This window comes from Pseudomonas chlororaphis (assembly GCF_001921865.1).
Taxonomy (GTDB): Bacteria; Pseudomonadota; Gammaproteobacteria; order Pseudomonadales; family Pseudomonadaceae; genus Aquipseudomonas; species Aquipseudomonas chlororaphis_D.
In genome coordinates, this window is the sequence record NZ_MSCT01000016.1 from 12,217 (window position 1) to 28,281 (window position 16,065).

At 66.4% G+C, this 16,065-nt stretch carries 13 protein-coding genes; 4 read left to right on the forward strand and 9 right to left on the reverse strand.

Features of this window, described 5'->3' with window-relative positions:
* Positions 1-63: 63 nt before the first annotated feature.
* Positions 64-1,101: an AraC family transcriptional regulator gene (locus BTN82_RS18035; RefSeq protein WP_075120476.1), complete on the reverse strand. Its 1,038-nt coding sequence runs from the start codon at positions 1,099-1,101 to the stop codon at positions 64-66.
* Between the two features lie 276 nt (positions 1,102-1,377).
* Between BTN82_RS18035 and BTN82_RS18040 the strand changes: the two genes are divergently transcribed.
* Positions 1,378-2,328, forward strand: coding sequence for a transporter (locus BTN82_RS18040; RefSeq protein ID WP_075120477.1), 951 nt, complete (start codon positions 1,378-1,380; stop codon positions 2,326-2,328).
* Positions 2,329-2,432: 104 nt separating this feature from the next.
* Here BTN82_RS18040 and BTN82_RS18045 read toward each other — a convergent pair whose 3' ends face one another.
* From BTN82_RS18045 to BTN82_RS18055, 3 genes are all read right to left on the reverse strand, one after another.
* Positions 2,433-3,641: a DSD1 family PLP-dependent enzyme gene (locus BTN82_RS18045; RefSeq protein ID WP_186828417.1), complete on the reverse strand. Its 1,209-nt coding sequence runs from the start codon at positions 3,639-3,641 to the stop codon at positions 2,433-2,435.
* A gap of 85 nt (positions 3,642-3,726) precedes the next feature.
* A complete protein-coding gene (locus BTN82_RS18050) occupies positions 3,727-5,055 on the reverse strand; it encodes a D-arabinono-1,4-lactone oxidase (RefSeq protein ID WP_186828418.1) in 1,329 nt (442 codons plus the stop codon).
* An 86-nt stretch (positions 5,056-5,141) separates the two neighbouring features.
* Positions 5,142-5,531, reverse strand: a complete 390-nt coding sequence (locus BTN82_RS18055) for a c-type cytochrome (RefSeq protein ID WP_075120480.1) — start codon at positions 5,529-5,531, stop codon at positions 5,142-5,144.
* A 442-nt stretch (positions 5,532-5,973) separates the two neighbouring features.
* Here BTN82_RS18055 and BTN82_RS18060 point away from each other — a divergent pair, with 442 nt between their 5' ends.
* A complete protein-coding gene (locus BTN82_RS18060) occupies positions 5,974-6,339 on the forward strand; it encodes a hypothetical protein (protein WP_075120481.1) in 366 nt (121 codons plus the stop codon).
* A gap of 596 nt (positions 6,340-6,935) precedes the next feature.
* Here the strand turns inward: BTN82_RS18060 and BTN82_RS18065 are convergent.
* From BTN82_RS18065 to BTN82_RS18085, 5 genes are all read right to left on the reverse strand, one after another.
* Positions 6,936-7,763 (reverse strand): energy transducer TonB, encoded by an 828-nt coding sequence (locus BTN82_RS18065; protein ID WP_075120482.1) that lies wholly within the window; start codon positions 7,761-7,763, stop codon positions 6,936-6,938.
* Positions 7,760-8,206 carry a protein TolR gene (gene tolR / locus BTN82_RS18070; protein ID WP_075120483.1) on the reverse strand — a complete coding sequence of 149 codons (447 nt, stop codon included), beginning with the start codon at positions 8,204-8,206 and terminating at the stop codon, positions 7,760-7,762. Before tolR ends, BTN82_RS18065 begins: the two co-directional genes overlap by 4 nt.
* Before the next feature lie 13 nt (positions 8,207-8,219).
* Complete coding sequence (tolQ, locus tag BTN82_RS18075) at positions 8,220-8,930, reverse strand: protein TolQ (protein ID WP_075120484.1); 711 nt, start codon at positions 8,928-8,930, stop codon at positions 8,220-8,222.
* Between the two features lie 94 nt (positions 8,931-9,024).
* Positions 9,025-10,926 carry a phytase gene (locus tag BTN82_RS18080; protein ID WP_075120485.1) on the reverse strand — a complete coding sequence of 634 codons (1,902 nt, stop codon included), beginning with the start codon at positions 10,924-10,926 and terminating at the stop codon, positions 9,025-9,027.
* Between the two features lie 149 nt (positions 10,927-11,075).
* Complete coding sequence (locus tag BTN82_RS18085; RefSeq protein ID WP_075120486.1) at positions 11,076-13,601, reverse strand: TonB-dependent receptor; 2,526 nt, start codon at positions 13,599-13,601, stop codon at positions 11,076-11,078.
* A gap of 420 nt (positions 13,602-14,021) precedes the next feature.
* Between BTN82_RS18085 and BTN82_RS18090 the strand changes: the two genes are divergently transcribed.
* Together BTN82_RS18090 and BTN82_RS18095 are read left to right on the forward strand one after the other, a co-directional pair.
* Entirely contained in the window at positions 14,022-14,936 is a 915-nt protein-coding gene (locus BTN82_RS18090) for a GGDEF domain-containing protein (protein WP_075120487.1), read from the forward strand.
* Positions 14,937-14,945: 9 nt separating this feature from the next.
* Complete coding sequence (locus tag BTN82_RS18095) at positions 14,946-15,983, forward strand: AraC family transcriptional regulator (RefSeq protein ID WP_075120488.1); 1,038 nt, start codon at positions 14,946-14,948, stop codon at positions 15,981-15,983.
* Positions 15,984-16,065: the final 82 nt, after the last annotated feature.

Here is a 16,065-nt window from a genome sequence, read left to right on the forward strand (position 1 = left end):
GCGCACCACAATTTGTGGGGGTTTAGATACGCACGGGGCCGCGCGGTAAATCGCCGCCCCGCCCTAAAGCCGGCCGCCCTCTTCCCGGTAGGCGCTGGGGCTCAGGCCGGTCCAGCGCTTGAACGCCCGGCGAAAGCTGCGCACGTCGCTGTAGCCGACCGCCTCGGTGATGCGCTCGATGGACAACTGCGGGTTGGCCAGAAGGCTCAGGGTCCGCGCCCGACGCACCTGTTCCAGCAGGGTCTCGAAGGTCAGGTCGTGTTCGCTCAAGCGCCGGCGCAGGGTGCGCCCGCTCATGTTCAGGTCATGGGCGACCTGGTCGAGGTGGCTGCCCTGGGTCAGGTCGCGGGCAATGGCCCGCTCCACGGTCTCGATCAGGTCCATCTTGCGGTGCACCTGGGCGCTTTCCAGCTCCAGCAGCTTGAGCGCCTGGCGCAGGGCCACGGCGTGGTGATTGGGCAGGCGCGTGTCCAGCCATTCGCCGGCGATGGCCATGCGGTTGTGCAGGCAACCGAAGTGCACGTCAGGGCCCAGCAGACGGTGGTACTCGTCCCGGTAGGCGGGCGCGGCGTGCATGAACTCGACCCGCAGCGGCTTGAAATCCGCGCCGACCAGGGCCCGGCCGTAGACCGGCAGGCTGGCGAAAAACTCTTCGACGGCAAAGATCTGCACGTCGCTGTAGGGCAGCCGGCATTCGGCCTCGACGAAAAATTCGTCGCCCTGCTGGCTGACCGTGCAGGTGACGATGCCGCCCGAGGTGTGCTGATGGCGGATGCCGATGTCGAAGGCGTCGCGCAGGGTCTTGCACAGCGACAACACATGCCCCAGCAGGCCCAGGGTGCCGAGCACGTTCTGGTGCCCGACCCACAGGCCCAGGCCCTGCTGCGGCAAGGCCTTGAGCGCGCGCTGGATCATCGCCACGGCCTGGCGGTAGGAGATGCGCTGCGCCGGGTCCTGCAGGTCTTCGAGGGTGAAGCCCAGGCCGCGGCACAGGGTGTGCGGGTCGACGCCGTGGCTGCCGGCGACTTCGCCCAGGGTCTGCAACAGGAAAGGTGAAACCAGGGCCAGCTGGTACTGCGGATCAACGGCTTTCATCTGCATGGGCATCAGGTCCCGAGCCGGTTCGGCTGCAATTCTTATTCTGGTCAGGCGCCCCCCAGCGGCCACCGATTCGGGGCCAGGCGAGCACTGGCTGAGCATAGCGTTTTTCGGGTTGCGAAATGGGAGGATGTAACAAGGCATTGCAAGCTGGCCGCGAAAGTCCCCCTCAGTGGCCGCCAATACCCTGCCTGGCCGGGAGGCGAACGCTTATTCCTATGGGGCGGCCGAAACCGGCCGGCTATGCGTCCACCGACAACAATAATAATGAGCCCGAACATGAACTCGACCCGCATGCGTACCCCCCGGCGCCTCGCCGCCAGCCTGGCCTGCATCGCCGCCCTGCCCGCCCTGGCCCCGGCCACCGAATCCGGGGTCGACAATATCGGCCCCGGCACCGACGGTTTCTACATCCTGCCGCTGGACGTCAACGGCCTGCCGGACCACATGTTCGCCTTCAACCTGTATTACAACCACTACGAGGCGCGGAAGCTGAACATCAGTTCCCTGGGCGGCCGGGTGCCGGACGTGCGGATCGTCTCGGACGCGATCATCCCGCGCCTGGACTACCTGAGCCCGCTGCGGGTGTTCGGCGGCCGCCTGGGCGGCTACGTGGCGCAGCCCTATCTGCGCCAGCAAGTGGGCGCCTTCGGCCTCAAGGACCAGCGCGAAAGCATGGGCGACACCACCGTCGCACCGATCATCCTCTGGGACCTGGGCCAGAACCTGACCCTGGGCGCCGCCGTGGAAATCACCATTCCCACCGGCAAGTACGACGCCACGCGCCTGGCCAACACCAGCAACAACTTCTACACCTACAAGCCGCTGGTGTCGGTGACCTGGATGCCCAACCCGAAGACCGAGCTGTCGCTGAAGACCACCTACAGCTTCAACGAGGAAAACCACGCCACCGACTACAAGTCCGGGCAGATTTTCCACTTCGACTACTCCGCCAGCTACAAGGTGACCGACAACCTCAGCCTGGGGCTCAACGGCTACTACCTGAAGCAGACCACCGACGACAAACAGTACGGCCGCACCGTGCAGTTTCTCGGCCAGGACGTGGACGACGGCGTGCGCGGCCAGGTGTTCGCCATCGGCCCGGCGCTGCACCTGACCTTCCTCAAGTACGCCAGCGCGGAGATCCGCTGGGCCAAGGAGTTCGACGTGGAAAACCGCCCCGAGGGCGAGATGCTGTGGGCCAAGCTGACGATTCCGTTCAGCTTGTGAAGGGGTGACAGGCAGGCCCGACGCCATCGCGAGCACGCTCGCTCCTACAAGGAACCGCATCCCCCCTGTAGGAGCGAGCTTGCTCGCGATAGGGCCCTCAAGGCCTAGCCATAGACCGGCCAGTACTCGACGATCCGCCCGCCGCGCACCGCCAGCAAATCGCCGAATTGCAGGAGCACCGCCTCGCTCTGCATCGGCCGCAGGAACACCTGGTCATCCAGTGCCAGGCCCACCGCCGGCGAGCCGTTGACCATCTCCTGGTTGGAACTGCGGCCGAACAGGCCATTGCTTTGCAGCCCCGAGGGCGATTCGAACTCGGCCAGCCAGTTGCCGCCGTAGATGAAAAACGTCTCGCGTTGGTTCGGGTCCCACCAGGAGAACAGCCGGGACTTGTCGTCCAGCGCCGGGATACGCACCGGCCCGGTGCTTTTCAGCACCGGCGTGGCGATGTACGCCGCCGGCACATGCTCGCTGAGGGACGGCAGGTCGTAATGGGTCGGCTTGAGCATCGCTGTGCCCACCGACACTTCGCTGCTCAAGGTTTCCTGCTCGTGCATGCGGTAGCTGGGGCTGCCGGCGGTGTTGAGGGTCAGCCCCGGGTGCCAGAGCGCCGGGTGATGCTGCCGGGTGAAATCCACGGCGCTCTGGTAGCGCTGCATGACCTGGGCGAACAGCGCCTCGGGCGAACCGAGAATGCCCGGCACGCCCATGCCGACAAAGGGGTCGTAGCCCATGAAACCGGCGAACTCCAGGTGCTGGGGGTTGGCGGCGATCAACGTCAGCAGCGGCCCCAGTTCGAGGCGGTCCTTCACCCCGCCGCGATGCAGGCCCACGTCCAGCTCGATATTGATCCGCAGCCGGGTGCCCAGCCCCCGGGCCAGGGCCAGGTAATGCTGCAAACGCTCGGGGGTATCGATCAGCCACTGCAACTGCCTCGCCGGGTCGAACGGGCCTTTATGGCCCTGGTAGAACAGCTCTGCGGAACGCACCGGCAGCGGTTTGCCCAAGAGGATGTCGGCCTCGGGAAAGCGCTGCGCGTCGTGATTGAGGAACGGCTGGTGGAACGACATCAACCGCTGGGTGCCGGCGCGTCGGGCGATGTACGCCAGCAGCTCCGGCGACGGCAGGGACTTCTCCACCAGCCGCAGTTGCTTGCCGCCGCGCTTGACCGACTGCATGACCACATCGATGTTGTGGTCCAGGTGGTCGAGGTCGATCAGTATGACCGGGCGCATCGGCCCATGGGCCTTGAGTTCCCGGTTCAGCCCGCGGAAATAATCGCTGTAGGGGCCGCCGCGGTCGGCGGGCCGCAGCCAGGCGCCGATGCCGGCCAGCAACACGCCGACGCCCGCGCTGCCGAGCAGGAAGTTGCGTCGATTCATGGGGTTTTCTCCCTTTTCAAGCCAGGCCCAGGATGGACGAGAGGTGGGCATTGAGGAACTTGCCGGTGGGGTCCAGCGCCGCGCGCACCCGGGCGAATTCCTGCCAGCGCGGGTACAGCGCCTGCAATTGCCGGGCGTTGAGGCTGTGCAATTTGCCCCAGTGCGGGCGGCCGGCGTACTTCCAGAAAATCGGCTCGACCGCGGCAAAGAAATTGTGGTGGTCCATGGCGTAGTGCTGGTGCACCGAGATCGAACAGCTGTCGCGGCCCTCGAACATGCTCAAGGGAATGTCGTCGGCCTGCACGTAGCGGTACTCGATGGGAAACCAGGTGCGCAGGTCCTTGTCGCGGATCAGCTTGAGGATTTCCCGCAGGCACGCCGGGCCGAGCTCGGCCGGCACCGAGTACTCCATTTCGTTGAAGCGCACGCTGCGCACATTGGCGTAGACCTCGTAGGAGTCGCCCACCCGCTCGTCGAAACTGGCGAAGTGGCGCAGGTTGTTGAGCAACAGGCGGCGCGTCTCGGGGAAGTCGCTGACGTATTTGTCGAGGTTCTCGATCAGGCTGACGAACGCGTTGCCACCCTCCTCGGCCGGGTCCACGGGCGGGGTCGCCGGGTCCTCGGTTTCGTTCAGGGCAATCGACAGCGCGTAGTCGGAGTGGGTCACCACCAGCATTTCCCAGTGCTGGTTCTCGCGGGTGTTTTTCGGTACCTCTTCGAGCAGTTCCTCGGTCTTGGCGATCCACTGTTTTTCCCGCAGGCGGTAGGCCGGGCGATTCTGCAAGCGCACCCGGGTGGCCACGCCCAGGGCGCCGAGGGACACCCGCGCGGCACTGAAGACCTCGGCGTTGCGCTGGCTGTCGCACTCCAGCACCTCGCCGCTGGCGGTCACCAGTTGCAGGCCGCGGACCTGGGCCGAATAGGATTTGAAGCCGACGCCGGTGCCGTGGGTCGAGGTGGAGATGGCCCCGGCCAGGGTCTGGTAATCGATGTCGGCCATGTTCGGCAGGGCCTGGCCAACCGCCTTGAGCGGCGCGCCCATGCGCGACATCGGCGTACCGGCGGCGAACTCGGCCTGCAAGGTGGCGGCATCGTGGCTGAGCAGGCCGCTGAAGAAACTCAGCGACAGCAGCGTGCCGTCGGTGGGCACCAGGGCGCTGAAGGAATGCCCCGAACCCACCGGACGGATCTTGCCCGGGGCCTGGCGCACCACCTGCACCAGTTCGTCCAGGTCCTTGGGCGCCACCCGCGCCAGGGGCAGGCAGCTTTGCGCGCCGGACCAGTTGCGCCAGGGAATCAGCCGCGGCGCCCGCGTAAGCTCGGCCAGCAGCGGGTTGCTGGCCAGCGCGCTGAAGGTCCCGGCCACCGCGGCCCGTTGCAACAACTGACGTCGTGTGAGGTGCATGGTCATGCCAATGGCCCTGTGCCGGATTATGGGAGGTCTTGTGCGGACATGAAGCGGATCAGGGCGAGGAACTGCTCCTCGGAGCACTGCATGCACAGGCCCATCGGCGGCATGCCGTTGTAGCCGTTGATGCTGTGGTCCAGCAGGGTGTCGGCGCCCTGGGCGATACGCGGCTGCCAGGCCTGGACCGCGCCGGTCAGCGGCGCGCCGGACGCCGGGTTGGCGTGGCAGAGCTTGCAGCTGCTGTCGTAGAGCCGCGCCAGCGCCGGGTCGTCGGGCATTCGCTGGACCGCGGCGGCGGGCGGCGGCGCGGGCTTATCGCCGCAGGCCGCGAGCAGCCCGCCGAGCAGCAGCAAGGCCGCCAGGCGCCAGGGAGGCCCCGACAGGGTGAAGGACAGAAGCTGGGTTGCCGGCATGGTGTTCCTCTCTGGCGATGGACGGGATCAGCACAGAGCAACACTAAGCCAGGCGCTACAACGCCCCGAGGGCATTGCGGGACATCGAAGGGGGCATCTGCGGCCAGACCCGCGCGGTGCCTGGAAGAACGCCGCTGCGCGGCTATCGCGAGCAAGCTGCGCTCCTACAAAAAGCGAGGTATGCGCAGGTCCTGTAGGAGCGAGCTTGCTCGCGAAAAACGTCAACGATGACGCGGAGCTGGGGGAGCGCCACTGCGTGGCTATCGCGAACAAGCTCCTGCACAAGGCAGCGCCAACAGGTACGAGCTCGCCCCGTTTCTGATCGTCGAGGATTCACCGCTCCAAAGGAGTCAAAGCAGGACTTTTTCCGTAGTGACAAGGTGGCTTAGGATCGGCAACGGCTGAAACAGAACATCTCGACTCATTCAAGGACACAGCATTTATGGAAGCCCCTTTTTTGACCATCAACGAGCGCTTGAACAATCGCCGATTTGCCGTAGCGGCCAACACCCACGGGCTATCCGGAACGGGCACCGTGTTTCATTACCAGGTCGAGGGCAATGCCATTTCGGGCACTTACCAAGGCGGCCGAATCCACCTGGGTCAGCAAGTCGGGCGCGTGACAGGCCCCGATACCATTGAACTGCTTTATCAGTGCTTAACGAACGATGGCGAACTGCTTGCCGGCTGGTCTCGCGGCACGGTAGGCGTCGATCAGGCAGGACGCACCACACTGACCTTCGTCTGGGGATGGTTGTCGGGCGCAACCGGAGGTGGGGAGTCGAGCTACGTTGAGCTAGTCGCGTAGCGGACCCTGTGCGTTAACAACTCTGCAATCTCGATTGCCTGCTGCCTTGGCAGGCCCGCAAGTCCTGTAGGAGCGAGCTTGCTTGCGAAAGACTCAGCGATGACGCGGTGCTTGGGGGATCGCCGCTGCGCGGCTATCGCGAGCAAGCTGCGCTCCTACAACAGCGAGCGCGTATGTCTCTGTAGGAGCGAGGCTTGCCCGCGAAAAACTCAGCGATGACGCGCTGTCTGGGGGAGCGCCGCTGTGCGGCTATCGCGAGCAAGCTGCGCTCCTACAACAGCGAGCCGCGTATGTCTCTGTAGGAGCGAGGCTTGCCCGCGAAAAACTCAGCGATGACGCGGTGCCTGGGGAACGCCGCGGCGCGGCTATCGCGAGCAAGCTGCGCTCCTACAACAGCGAGCCGCGTATGTCTCTGTAGGAGCGAGGCTTGCCCGCGAAAAACGTCAACGATGACGCGGTGCCTGGGGAGCGCCGCGGCGCGGCTATTGCGAGCAAGCTGCGCTCCTACAACAGCGAGCCGCGTATGTCTCTGTAGGAGCTAGGCTTGCTCGCGAAAAACGTCAACGATGACGCGGAGCCAACCGGGATGGCGCGGGTTATTGGATACGGTAGTGGAAGGTGTTGCGCACCGCCGGCACGCTGACCGCCTGGCCGTCGACGAGGCGCGGCTGGTAGCGGAAGGTGTTGGCCGCCGTCAGCGAGGGGCGGATGAACAGCGGGTGGCAGCCGTCGAGCACCTTGGGGTTTTCCACCTGGCCTTGCGGGTTGACGCTGTATTCCACGGTGCAGTCGCCTTCGATGTGCTTGTCCAGGGCGCGCTGCGGGTAGTCCGGGGCCTCCTTGCTCAGGGGCAGGTACTGGCGGCTGTCGGCCGCGGCCTGTTGCCGGGCGCGTTCGGCGGCCAGGCGGGCCTGTTCGGCGCGCTGGGCCTGCTGTTGCGCCTGTTGCTCGAGGGCCAGGCGCTGCTGTTCGGCGTCGCGGCGACGCTGGTCGCTGGCCTGGCGTTCGCGCTGTTGCTCGGCCAGCTGTTCGCGTTTCTGTTCTTCGACGCGTTTGCGCGCCAGCGCCGCCTGCTCGAGCTTTCGCGCCTGCACCTGGGGATCGACGCTGGGCTTGACCGGTTCGACCGGCGCTGCGACCGCCGGCTCCGGCGGCGCGGGTTCGACCGGCGCTGAAAGCGGCATCGGTTCGGGCGCTTCGGGCTGCGGCGCCGACAGCATCACCAGTTGGGTCCGCAGCGCCGTCGGCGGCTCGACGGCCGGCGGCTCCACCGACCAGCCGGCGATCAGTAGCGCCAGCACCCCGGCGTGCAGCGCCACCGCCAGGGTCGCGGCCAGCGCATGGGGCTGCCAGCGCCGACGCCGAGGTTGCAGGGAAAAATCGCCAAGGGTCTGCTGCGGACTGTGCATGATCATCGCCGTCATTGCGGGGCCTCGGTCACCAGCCCCAGGTTGCTCACCCCGCCCTGCTGCAACGCAGCCATGGCCGCTACCACCAGGCCGTAGCCGGCGTCCTGGTCGGCGCGGATATAGACCTGGGTGTCGCCGTGCGTGGCGACTATCCGCGCCACCTTGGCGCGCATCTCGTCGAGGCCCACCGCGCTATCGGTGCGGTGGCCGGTATCCAGCTCGTCGCCGAGGTTCCAGTAGTAACCGCCCCCGGCCTGCACCGACAGGGTCAGGATCTGCTGCCGGGTATCCGTGGCCAGGGCTTCGCTGGCGACCTTGGGCAGCTCGACCTTCACCCCCTGGGTGAGCATGGGCGCGGTGACCATGAAGATCACCAGCAGCACCAGCATCACGTCGATATAGGGCACCACGTTCATTTCGGCCTTGGGCCCGTGCTTGCGTTGCGGCCTGACTAGCATCTGCACTCTCCTCTCAGGCTGCCACGGCCAGGTTCGACGGCGCGCCGTGCAGCTGGCGGTGCAGGCGCGCCTGCAACTCGTTGCCGAAGGCGTAGTAGCGGGTCAGCAGGGTCTGGCCGCGGGCGGCGAAACGGTTGTAGGCGATCACCGCGGGAATCGCCGCGAACAGGCCGATGGCGGTGGCGATCAGCGCTTCGGCGATACCCGGGGCCACGGTGGACAGGCTCGCCTGCTGCACCTGGGACAGGCCGAGGAAGGCGTTCATGATCCCCCACACGGTGCCGAACAGGCCGATATAGGGGCTGACCGAACCGACCGTGGCGAGGAACTGCAAGCCCTTTTCCAGCTGCACTTCCTGCTCGCTGATGGCCACGTACAGCGAGCGTTCCACACCTTCGAGCACCACCCCGGCCGGGTTGTTGCCCGGCTGGCGCAGCTGGTTGTAGGCCTGGAAACCGGCCTGGAAAATCGGCTCGACGCCGCCCTCGCCGTCCACCTGCTGCTGGCTTTCGCGGTACAGCGAGGCGAGTTCGGCACTGGTGCGAAAGCGCTGGACGAACGCCTCGAACTGGCGCTCGTTACGCTGAAGCACGCTGCCGCGCCGGACGATCAGGTACCAGCTGAGCAGCGACGCCAGCAACAGCGTGAGCATGACCGCCTTGACCAACAGGCTGGCATCGCTGATCAGCCCCCAGATCGTAATGTGTTCCAGTGTCGCTTGCATGGTGAAACTCCTTTGCCTGTGCGCCGGGCCGTGCGTGCGCGCCGGCCCGAGGCTATTCGATTGAAGAGGGATGACGGGTTGATGACAGCCGGGCTCAGGGCAGCTTCAGCGCCCCGGCGACGTCGCTCCAGGGCACGAACTTGAAGTTCTGGGTCTGCTCGGGCATGCGCTTGCGCCCGTCCTGGACCACCAGCAAACCGCGGCTCCAGGGCCCGCCCAGGTTGGCCGAGGTGACTTCCAGGCCGTCGGTTTCCGAGGCGCCGTCGATACCCGCCGCGGCATTCAGGCCAACCCGGAAGGCCCCGCGCGAGGCGAACGGCGGCTCGGCGTCGAGCACCACGTAGCTGTCGTTGCCCTGGCTGGAGATCACCAGGTAGTCATGGGCCTCACTCTGGTACAGCGCCAGGCCCTCGACGTCGGCATGCAGCTGCGGGCCGACCTTGATCACGCTGCTCAAGGCCGCCGGCTGGTCGGCGCGGGCATCCACCGCCCATACGCCAACGTCCTCCTCGCCGAGAAACAGGCGCTGGCGCTGGTCGTCGGCGACGCAGCCTTCGGGCTGGCTGTCGACCTTGAACTGGCGCACCAACTCGCCCTGGACCCGACCGTCGGGGGCGCGCAAACGGTATTGCAGGAAGCTGCCGTCCTTGCCGTTGGCAAAGGCGTAGAGCTCGCCACTGGCCGGCTGGAACAGACAGATGCCGTAGATTTCCTTGAGCGGCGTGGGGATCTCCCCGGCTTCGCGCAGCTCGCCGCTGGCGCGGTCGATGCTGAACAGGCTGAGGCTGTTGCGGTCGCGATTGCTCGCCACCGCCAGGTCGACGACCTGGGTGCCGAGCCTGAAATTCGGCCGCACATCGACGTTGTTCAGGCGCCCTACCAGCAGTTCCTGGAGCAGCTTGCCTTGCAGGTCGTAGGCCAGCAGCCCCTGTTTCTTGTTGGTGCCCAGCACCCGGCTCAGGGCCGGTTGCCGCGGATGAATCCAGATCGCCGGGTCGTCTGCCGCATCGCCCTGGCGCCCCACCGGCTCGCTCTGGGCCAGGGCTGGCACATTGGGCAGCACCGGCGCCAGCGGCACGGGCGCGGCTTGCCAGTCCAGCTGGCCCTGGTAGAGGCGCCCGTCGTCATCGTCGCGCAGCAGCACTTGCAGGCCGTTGCCGCTGGCTCGCACGGCAAGGCCCTCCGGCTCCTTCAGGCCCGGTAGCGCCAGCGTGGCCTTGGCCGACCAGCCTTGCGTCGGCTGCTGATGCTCGTCCTGCTGATACAGGTGCAACCGCGCGGCCTTGGGGTCGAGCGCCAGCACGCCGCCCGGCACCAGGGCCATGGCCCCGGCGGCTTTGTCGATGTCGCCAAAGGGCACGCGCAGGGCCACCGGCTGGCGCTCGACCTGCGCCTCGGGATGCGCCGGGTAGGCCCACCAACCGACGTTCTCTTCGTTGACCAGCAAGCGGTTGGCGCCGTCGTCCACCTGGCAGAACTGCGCCGCCGGCGGCAGCGGCACGCCGCGTACCCGCTGCGCCGTCGCGTTCAGTTGCGCGCCCGCCCCCACCAACCATTGCTCGCCCTTGCCCTCCTCGCCGACCAGGAACAGGAACAGGTTGCTGGCTTCGTCGCGGTACAGGCACAGGCCGTTGACCGGGAAATCCCGCGCCGGCAGGTACAGCGGCTGGCCCCATTGGCGACGTTGCGGATCGAGGCTGACCAGCAGCGCTTGCTGGCGGTCGTCGTCCAGGCTCGCGACCAGCACCTGGGGGCCGGCGGCGCGGCTGTCCAGGCTGCTGAAGTGGCCTTTGAAGCGCGCCAGTTCGGCGCCCTTGGCATCCAGCAACAACAGGCCATCGCGGCTGCTCGCGGCGAGGCGTTCGGAGCCGTTGGGCAGGAAGGCGACGGCTTGGGCGTCGAGGGCCGGTGCCCAGGGGCTCAGCGCCAGGTCGGCGGCCAGGGCCTGGCCGCAGGTGATTGCCGCCATCAGCAGGTACAGGTAGGAACGTTTCATGAGCAGGCAAAATCCTTGTTGGGCAAACCGCCCCAGTAGGCGCGAGCTGGCTCGCGAAAAACCTCAAGACACCGCGAGCTTCCAGACAGCCCGCGTCATCGTTCAAGAGCTTCGCGAGCACGCTCGCTCCTACAGGGTGTGGGGGTGGGTTAGAAGTGGGTGAAGGTCAGGCCGAGCTTGTAGGTCGGGCCGTATTCCTCGTACTGGCCGTTGTAGGAGCGGTGGCCGGTGTAGACGAAGTACGGCTCGTCGGTGAGGTTCTGCGCCTCGAAGCTGACCTGCAGGTTCTTGGTCAGCGAATAGCGCGCGCTGAAGTCGACGAAGGTCTGGGCATCGACGTGCAGGTCGTGGGCCTTGTCGTCGATCGACGCCAGCTCGTAGAGGTAGTCCGACTTGTAGTTGGCCGACAGGCGCAGGCTGAGCTTGTCGTTTTCCCAACCCAGCATCAGGTTGCCGACAGTGTCCGACTGGTTCGGCAGGTCGATGCTGCGCGTGCGGTTGACCCCGCTGGCGGCGTCGAAGCCCTTGATCTCGGCGTCGGAGCGGCTGAAGGTGGCGTTGGCCCCCAGCAGCAGGCCGTTCCAGGGCGCCGGCAGCCAATCGAATTTCTGCGAGTAGGCCAGCTCCAGGCCATACAGCTTGGCGCTGTCACCGTTGGCGAAGGTGTGCGCTTCGGAGAAGTTGGTCCAGGCGCCGGTGCCGGCCAGGTCGGTGTTGTAGACGAAATTCTTGATGTCCTTGTAGAACACGAAGGCCGAGACGGTGCCGGCACGACCCATGAAGTGCTCGATGCCCAGGTCGAGGTTGCTCGACTCCAGCGGCTTGAGGTCGGGGTTGCCGAAGGTGGCTTCGTCATCGTCGATGACAAAACCCGGCGCCAGCTGGCCGAAGGTCGGGCGCACCACGGCCTTGGTCCAGGCGGCGCGCACCTGGGTGTTCTTGTCCAGCTGGTAGCGCGCGTGCAGGCCCGGCAGCCAATGGTGGTAGCTGCGCTTGGTCCGGGTGGACTGGAACTCGCCGTCGGTGGCGCCGGTGCCCTTGGCCTCGAACTCGGTGCCTTCGTAGCGCAGGCCGGCGATGAAACGCCAGTCGTCGATATCCAGGGTGTTCATCAGGTAGCCGGCGTTGATGTCTTCGCGGATGGTGAAGTCGTTGACCCGGGATTCGGTCTCGTCGAAAAACCCGTCGCGGCCCAGGCCGCCGATCAACTGCTTGACCGCGCTGCCACTGATGCCCGGGCCGAAACGACCGAGGCGATAGTCGACATTGCCCTTCTGGAAACGCCCGAGGTTGAGCTGCTCGTCGCTGAAGCCCAGGTCGTCGAAGTCTTCGTAGACCCAGGCGTCGAGGTCGTTGTCCTTGTCGCGCCGGCTGATCTTGCCGCCGAACTTGACCTGGGAGGCATAGCCGCCGAGGTCGTAGTCGCGGGCCAGGTCCAGGCGCAGGTTTTTCTCGGTGTCGGTGGTGCGCTGCTTTTCCCAGTCGACCTTGTCCAGGCTGAAGTTGGACGGGTTGTAGAACGCCTCGCCGATGATCGGCCGCGGCTTGTCGTTGTCGTAGAAACCGCTGTCGGCGAAATCGTCGTTGCCCTTGAACACCGCGTTGGCGATATGCCCCGGGCTGTCTTCGCTGGAGCGGCTGTAGCCGGCCTGGCCGCTCAGGGTCCAGAGGCCGAACAGGCGCTCGCCGCCGAACACGTAGGACTGGATTTCCTGGGTCTCTTCGCGCTGCTTGAGCCGGCGCTGGCCTTCGGCGTCGCCCAACTCGCCCGCCGCCTGCGGCTCGGCGAACTCGATACTGGTAGCGTTACGCGTCTCGCTGTCCTTGTAGCGGCTGTACAGGGTGCGCAGGTAGTAGCGGCTGAAGTCGTCGGGCTTGTAGTCGAAGTTCAGGCCACCGCCGGCGCGCTCGCGGCTGATGTCGTAGTCGCGCTGCTCGAACTCCTCGAGCCTTGCGCCTTGCTGGAAGTCCCAGGCGCCGCCGGTCTCGACGTTGTCCGAACCGAAGTCGCGCTTCTGCCAGCTCAGCGCCGCGGCCACGCCGAAGTTGTCGATACCGTCGCCGAGGCTGAAGCGGTCGCTGATCGCCCCGGAGAATTTCGGGCTGGTCTGGCGGGTGTTGCGGTCGTAGCTGGCTTCGCTGCTGCCGGTGTAGAACAGGCCCTGGTGATCGAAGGCCGAGAGGCTTTGCACATCCACCGTGCCGCCCAGGGAGCTGGCGTCCATGTCCGGGGTCAGGGTCTTGATCACCGACAGCGATTGCACCAGCTCCGACGGCAGCACGTCCAGGGCCACGGCGCGGCGCTCACTCTCCGGGGACGGCACCAGGGTGCCGTTGATGGTCACGCTGTTAAGGTCCGGGCCCAGGCCGCGCACGCTGACAAAACGCCCTTCGCCCTGGTCGCGCTCAACGCTGATGCCCGGCAGGCGCTGTGCCGCTTCGGCGACGTTCTCATCGGGCAACTGGGCCACGCCGTCGGCATGCACCACGCTCTTGATGCTGTCGGCACTGCGCTGCTCCTTGAGCGCCGAGTCGATGCTCGCGGCCTGGCCGACCACTTCCACGTGTTCGGCGGCCGCGGCTTCGGCGGCGCTCAGGCGTTCGCTGGCAATCGCCATGGCCAGGGCGGTGAGCGTGAAACCGAGCAGGCCGGCGGTGCTGCTGCGCTTGTACATGATGGTCCTCCCCCAAGAGTCCGGTCGGGCCAGGCAAAGGGCCCGGCAACTGGGAGGGCACGCTAGGGGCGGCGAATGACGGTTCTGTGACAGGGGTCGGCGAGGCACCGTGCAAACCGGGTTTTGCGTGGAGGTTGCGGGGCAAAGTGAGCTGAATTGACCCTGTGCCTTGGTTTGCGGTGATCGGGCCGCGTCTCGCGAGCAAGCTCGCTCCTACAGGTATCGCGGTCCCTCTGTAGGAGCGAGCTTGCTCGCGATGACGTCGGCGGCCACGCCGCTGCTACCTCGCCGAATCGCAAAAAAACGCGCCACGGCGGTGAGCTGATTCGACCTCCCCCACCCGCTTCGCCGCCGTCACCCGGCTGTCACATCCATCTGCTGTGCTGGCGCGCATTGCTTGCTCGCCAAAGGATCGCGGCCATGTTCTCAGTGCTCAAACCCCACCGTTGGAAACTCGCCGCCCTGCTGCTGGCGGCCAACTTCGGCCTGCTCCTGCACCTGGCCTTCGGCAAGCTGAAAACCGTCGATGAGTGGGTCTGGCTGGACATCGTCGGCGAAGGCGGCACCGCGCTGCTGGTCCTGACCTGGCTCGGGCTGGTGCTGAAAAGCCGGCCGGCGGGACGGGTCACCAATTACCTGGCGCTGGGCCTGTCGTGCATCTTTTTCTCCTGGTGGATCGACAGCCTCGACGAGTTCATCCGCCTGCCCGACAGCATCACCTGGGATCACTGGCTGGAGTCCGGGCCGATGCCGTTGGGCATGGTCCTGCTGACCATCGGCATCTACCACTGGCACCGCGAACAGCTGGCGATCAGCGCCCAGATGGAAAAACGCGAACGGCTGTTCCGCGAGCACCGGCTGTTCGACAAACTCACCCCGCTGGGCGGCGCCGACTACCTCAAGCGTCAGCTGGCCGACAGCCTGCAAGACAGCCAGCGTCAGCAGCAGCCGCTGTCGCTGCTGGCCCTGGACCTGAACCATTTCGCCGCGATCAACCAGGACTTCGGCCACGCCGAGGGCGACGCGGTGCTGCAAGCGCTGAGTCATCTGCTGCTGCTCAACCTGCGCCGCCAGGACCTGCTCTGCCGGCTGGCCGGCGACCGTTTCGTGGTGCTGCTGCCGAACACCGGCGAGCGCCAGGCACGGCTGCTGGCCCTGGAGCTGCAACAGGCGGTGCAGAGCCTGGCGCACAAGACCCGCCAGCACGGCGAACGCTTGCAGCTGTCGGCCTGCACCGCGGTGGTGATGGCGCTGGACGAGACGCCGCAAGCCTTGCTCAAGCGCCTCAACCTGGCCCTCGCCCGGGCCAAGCCGCCGCTGGCGAAAAGCGCCTGAGGCCCGGCCATGACCTTGAAGACCAGCGGGTACGAAATCGACAGCCGCTTCATCCCCGGGCATTACCAGCCGGCGAGCCTGATCGACCTGGCGCTGTCGCGAGACATCGACAGCCATCGCCTGCTGCGCGGCACCGGGCTGTTCCACGAGGACATCCTGGCCGGCCAGACCCGCCTCAGCCCGCAGCAGTTTCTCGGCCTGATCGACAACAGCCGGCGCCTGCTGGACGCCGACGACAGCAGCTTCCTGTTCGGCCAGCGCCTGCTGCCCGGGCACTACGGCGCCGCCAGCCATGCCTTGCGCCATGCGCAGAACCTGCACCAGGCCCTGGACACCCTGGCGCAACAGCAGGCGCTGCTCAGCCCGCTGGCCGGCCCGCGCTTGCTGCTGGACGACAAGTACGCCTACTTCTATTGGCTGGACAGCTGCGGCGCCGGCGAACAATGGCGCTTCCTGCTGGAGGCCAGCATGACCTCGGTGGTGGCCATGAGTCAGTGGCTGAGCGGCCAGCGCCTGCCCTGGGAATGCAGTTTCAGCCATGCCGAGCCGCGGTATGTCGAGCAGTACTGGGTGCACCTGGGCGAGCACACGCTGTTCCAGCAGCCCATGGACCTGATGCGTATCCCCCGCGAATACCTGACCCGGCCCTGGCCCAACGCCTCGGCCACCGCCGGCCAGGTGGCGCGCCAGGAAGCCCGGGCCCAGGTCGAACAACTGGGCTTCGCCAGCAGCTTTCTCGACGACGTCTACCGCTACCTGCAACGCCATGTGCGCCAGGCACCGAGCCTGGAACTGACGGCCCAGGCCTTCGCCATGAGCCCGGCGACCCTCAAGCGCAAGCTGCACAAGCACCACAGCGGTTTCCAGCAACAGGCGGACCTGGTGCGCAAGCATGTGGCGCTGTACCTGTACCGGATCAAGGGCCTGAGCAACGAGGAAGTCGCCGAGTACCTGAGCTTCAACGACGCGGCGAACTTTCGTCGTTCATTCAAGCGCTGGACCGGCAGCACGCCGAACCTGATCCGCCAGCTGTTCGGCGCCGGTTGAAACAAAGGCTGTTTTTCCTGGGGAAAAAGCGGCTACTCTTGGCCCAAAGAACCACACCATCACCGCTCTACCGCACGACTTT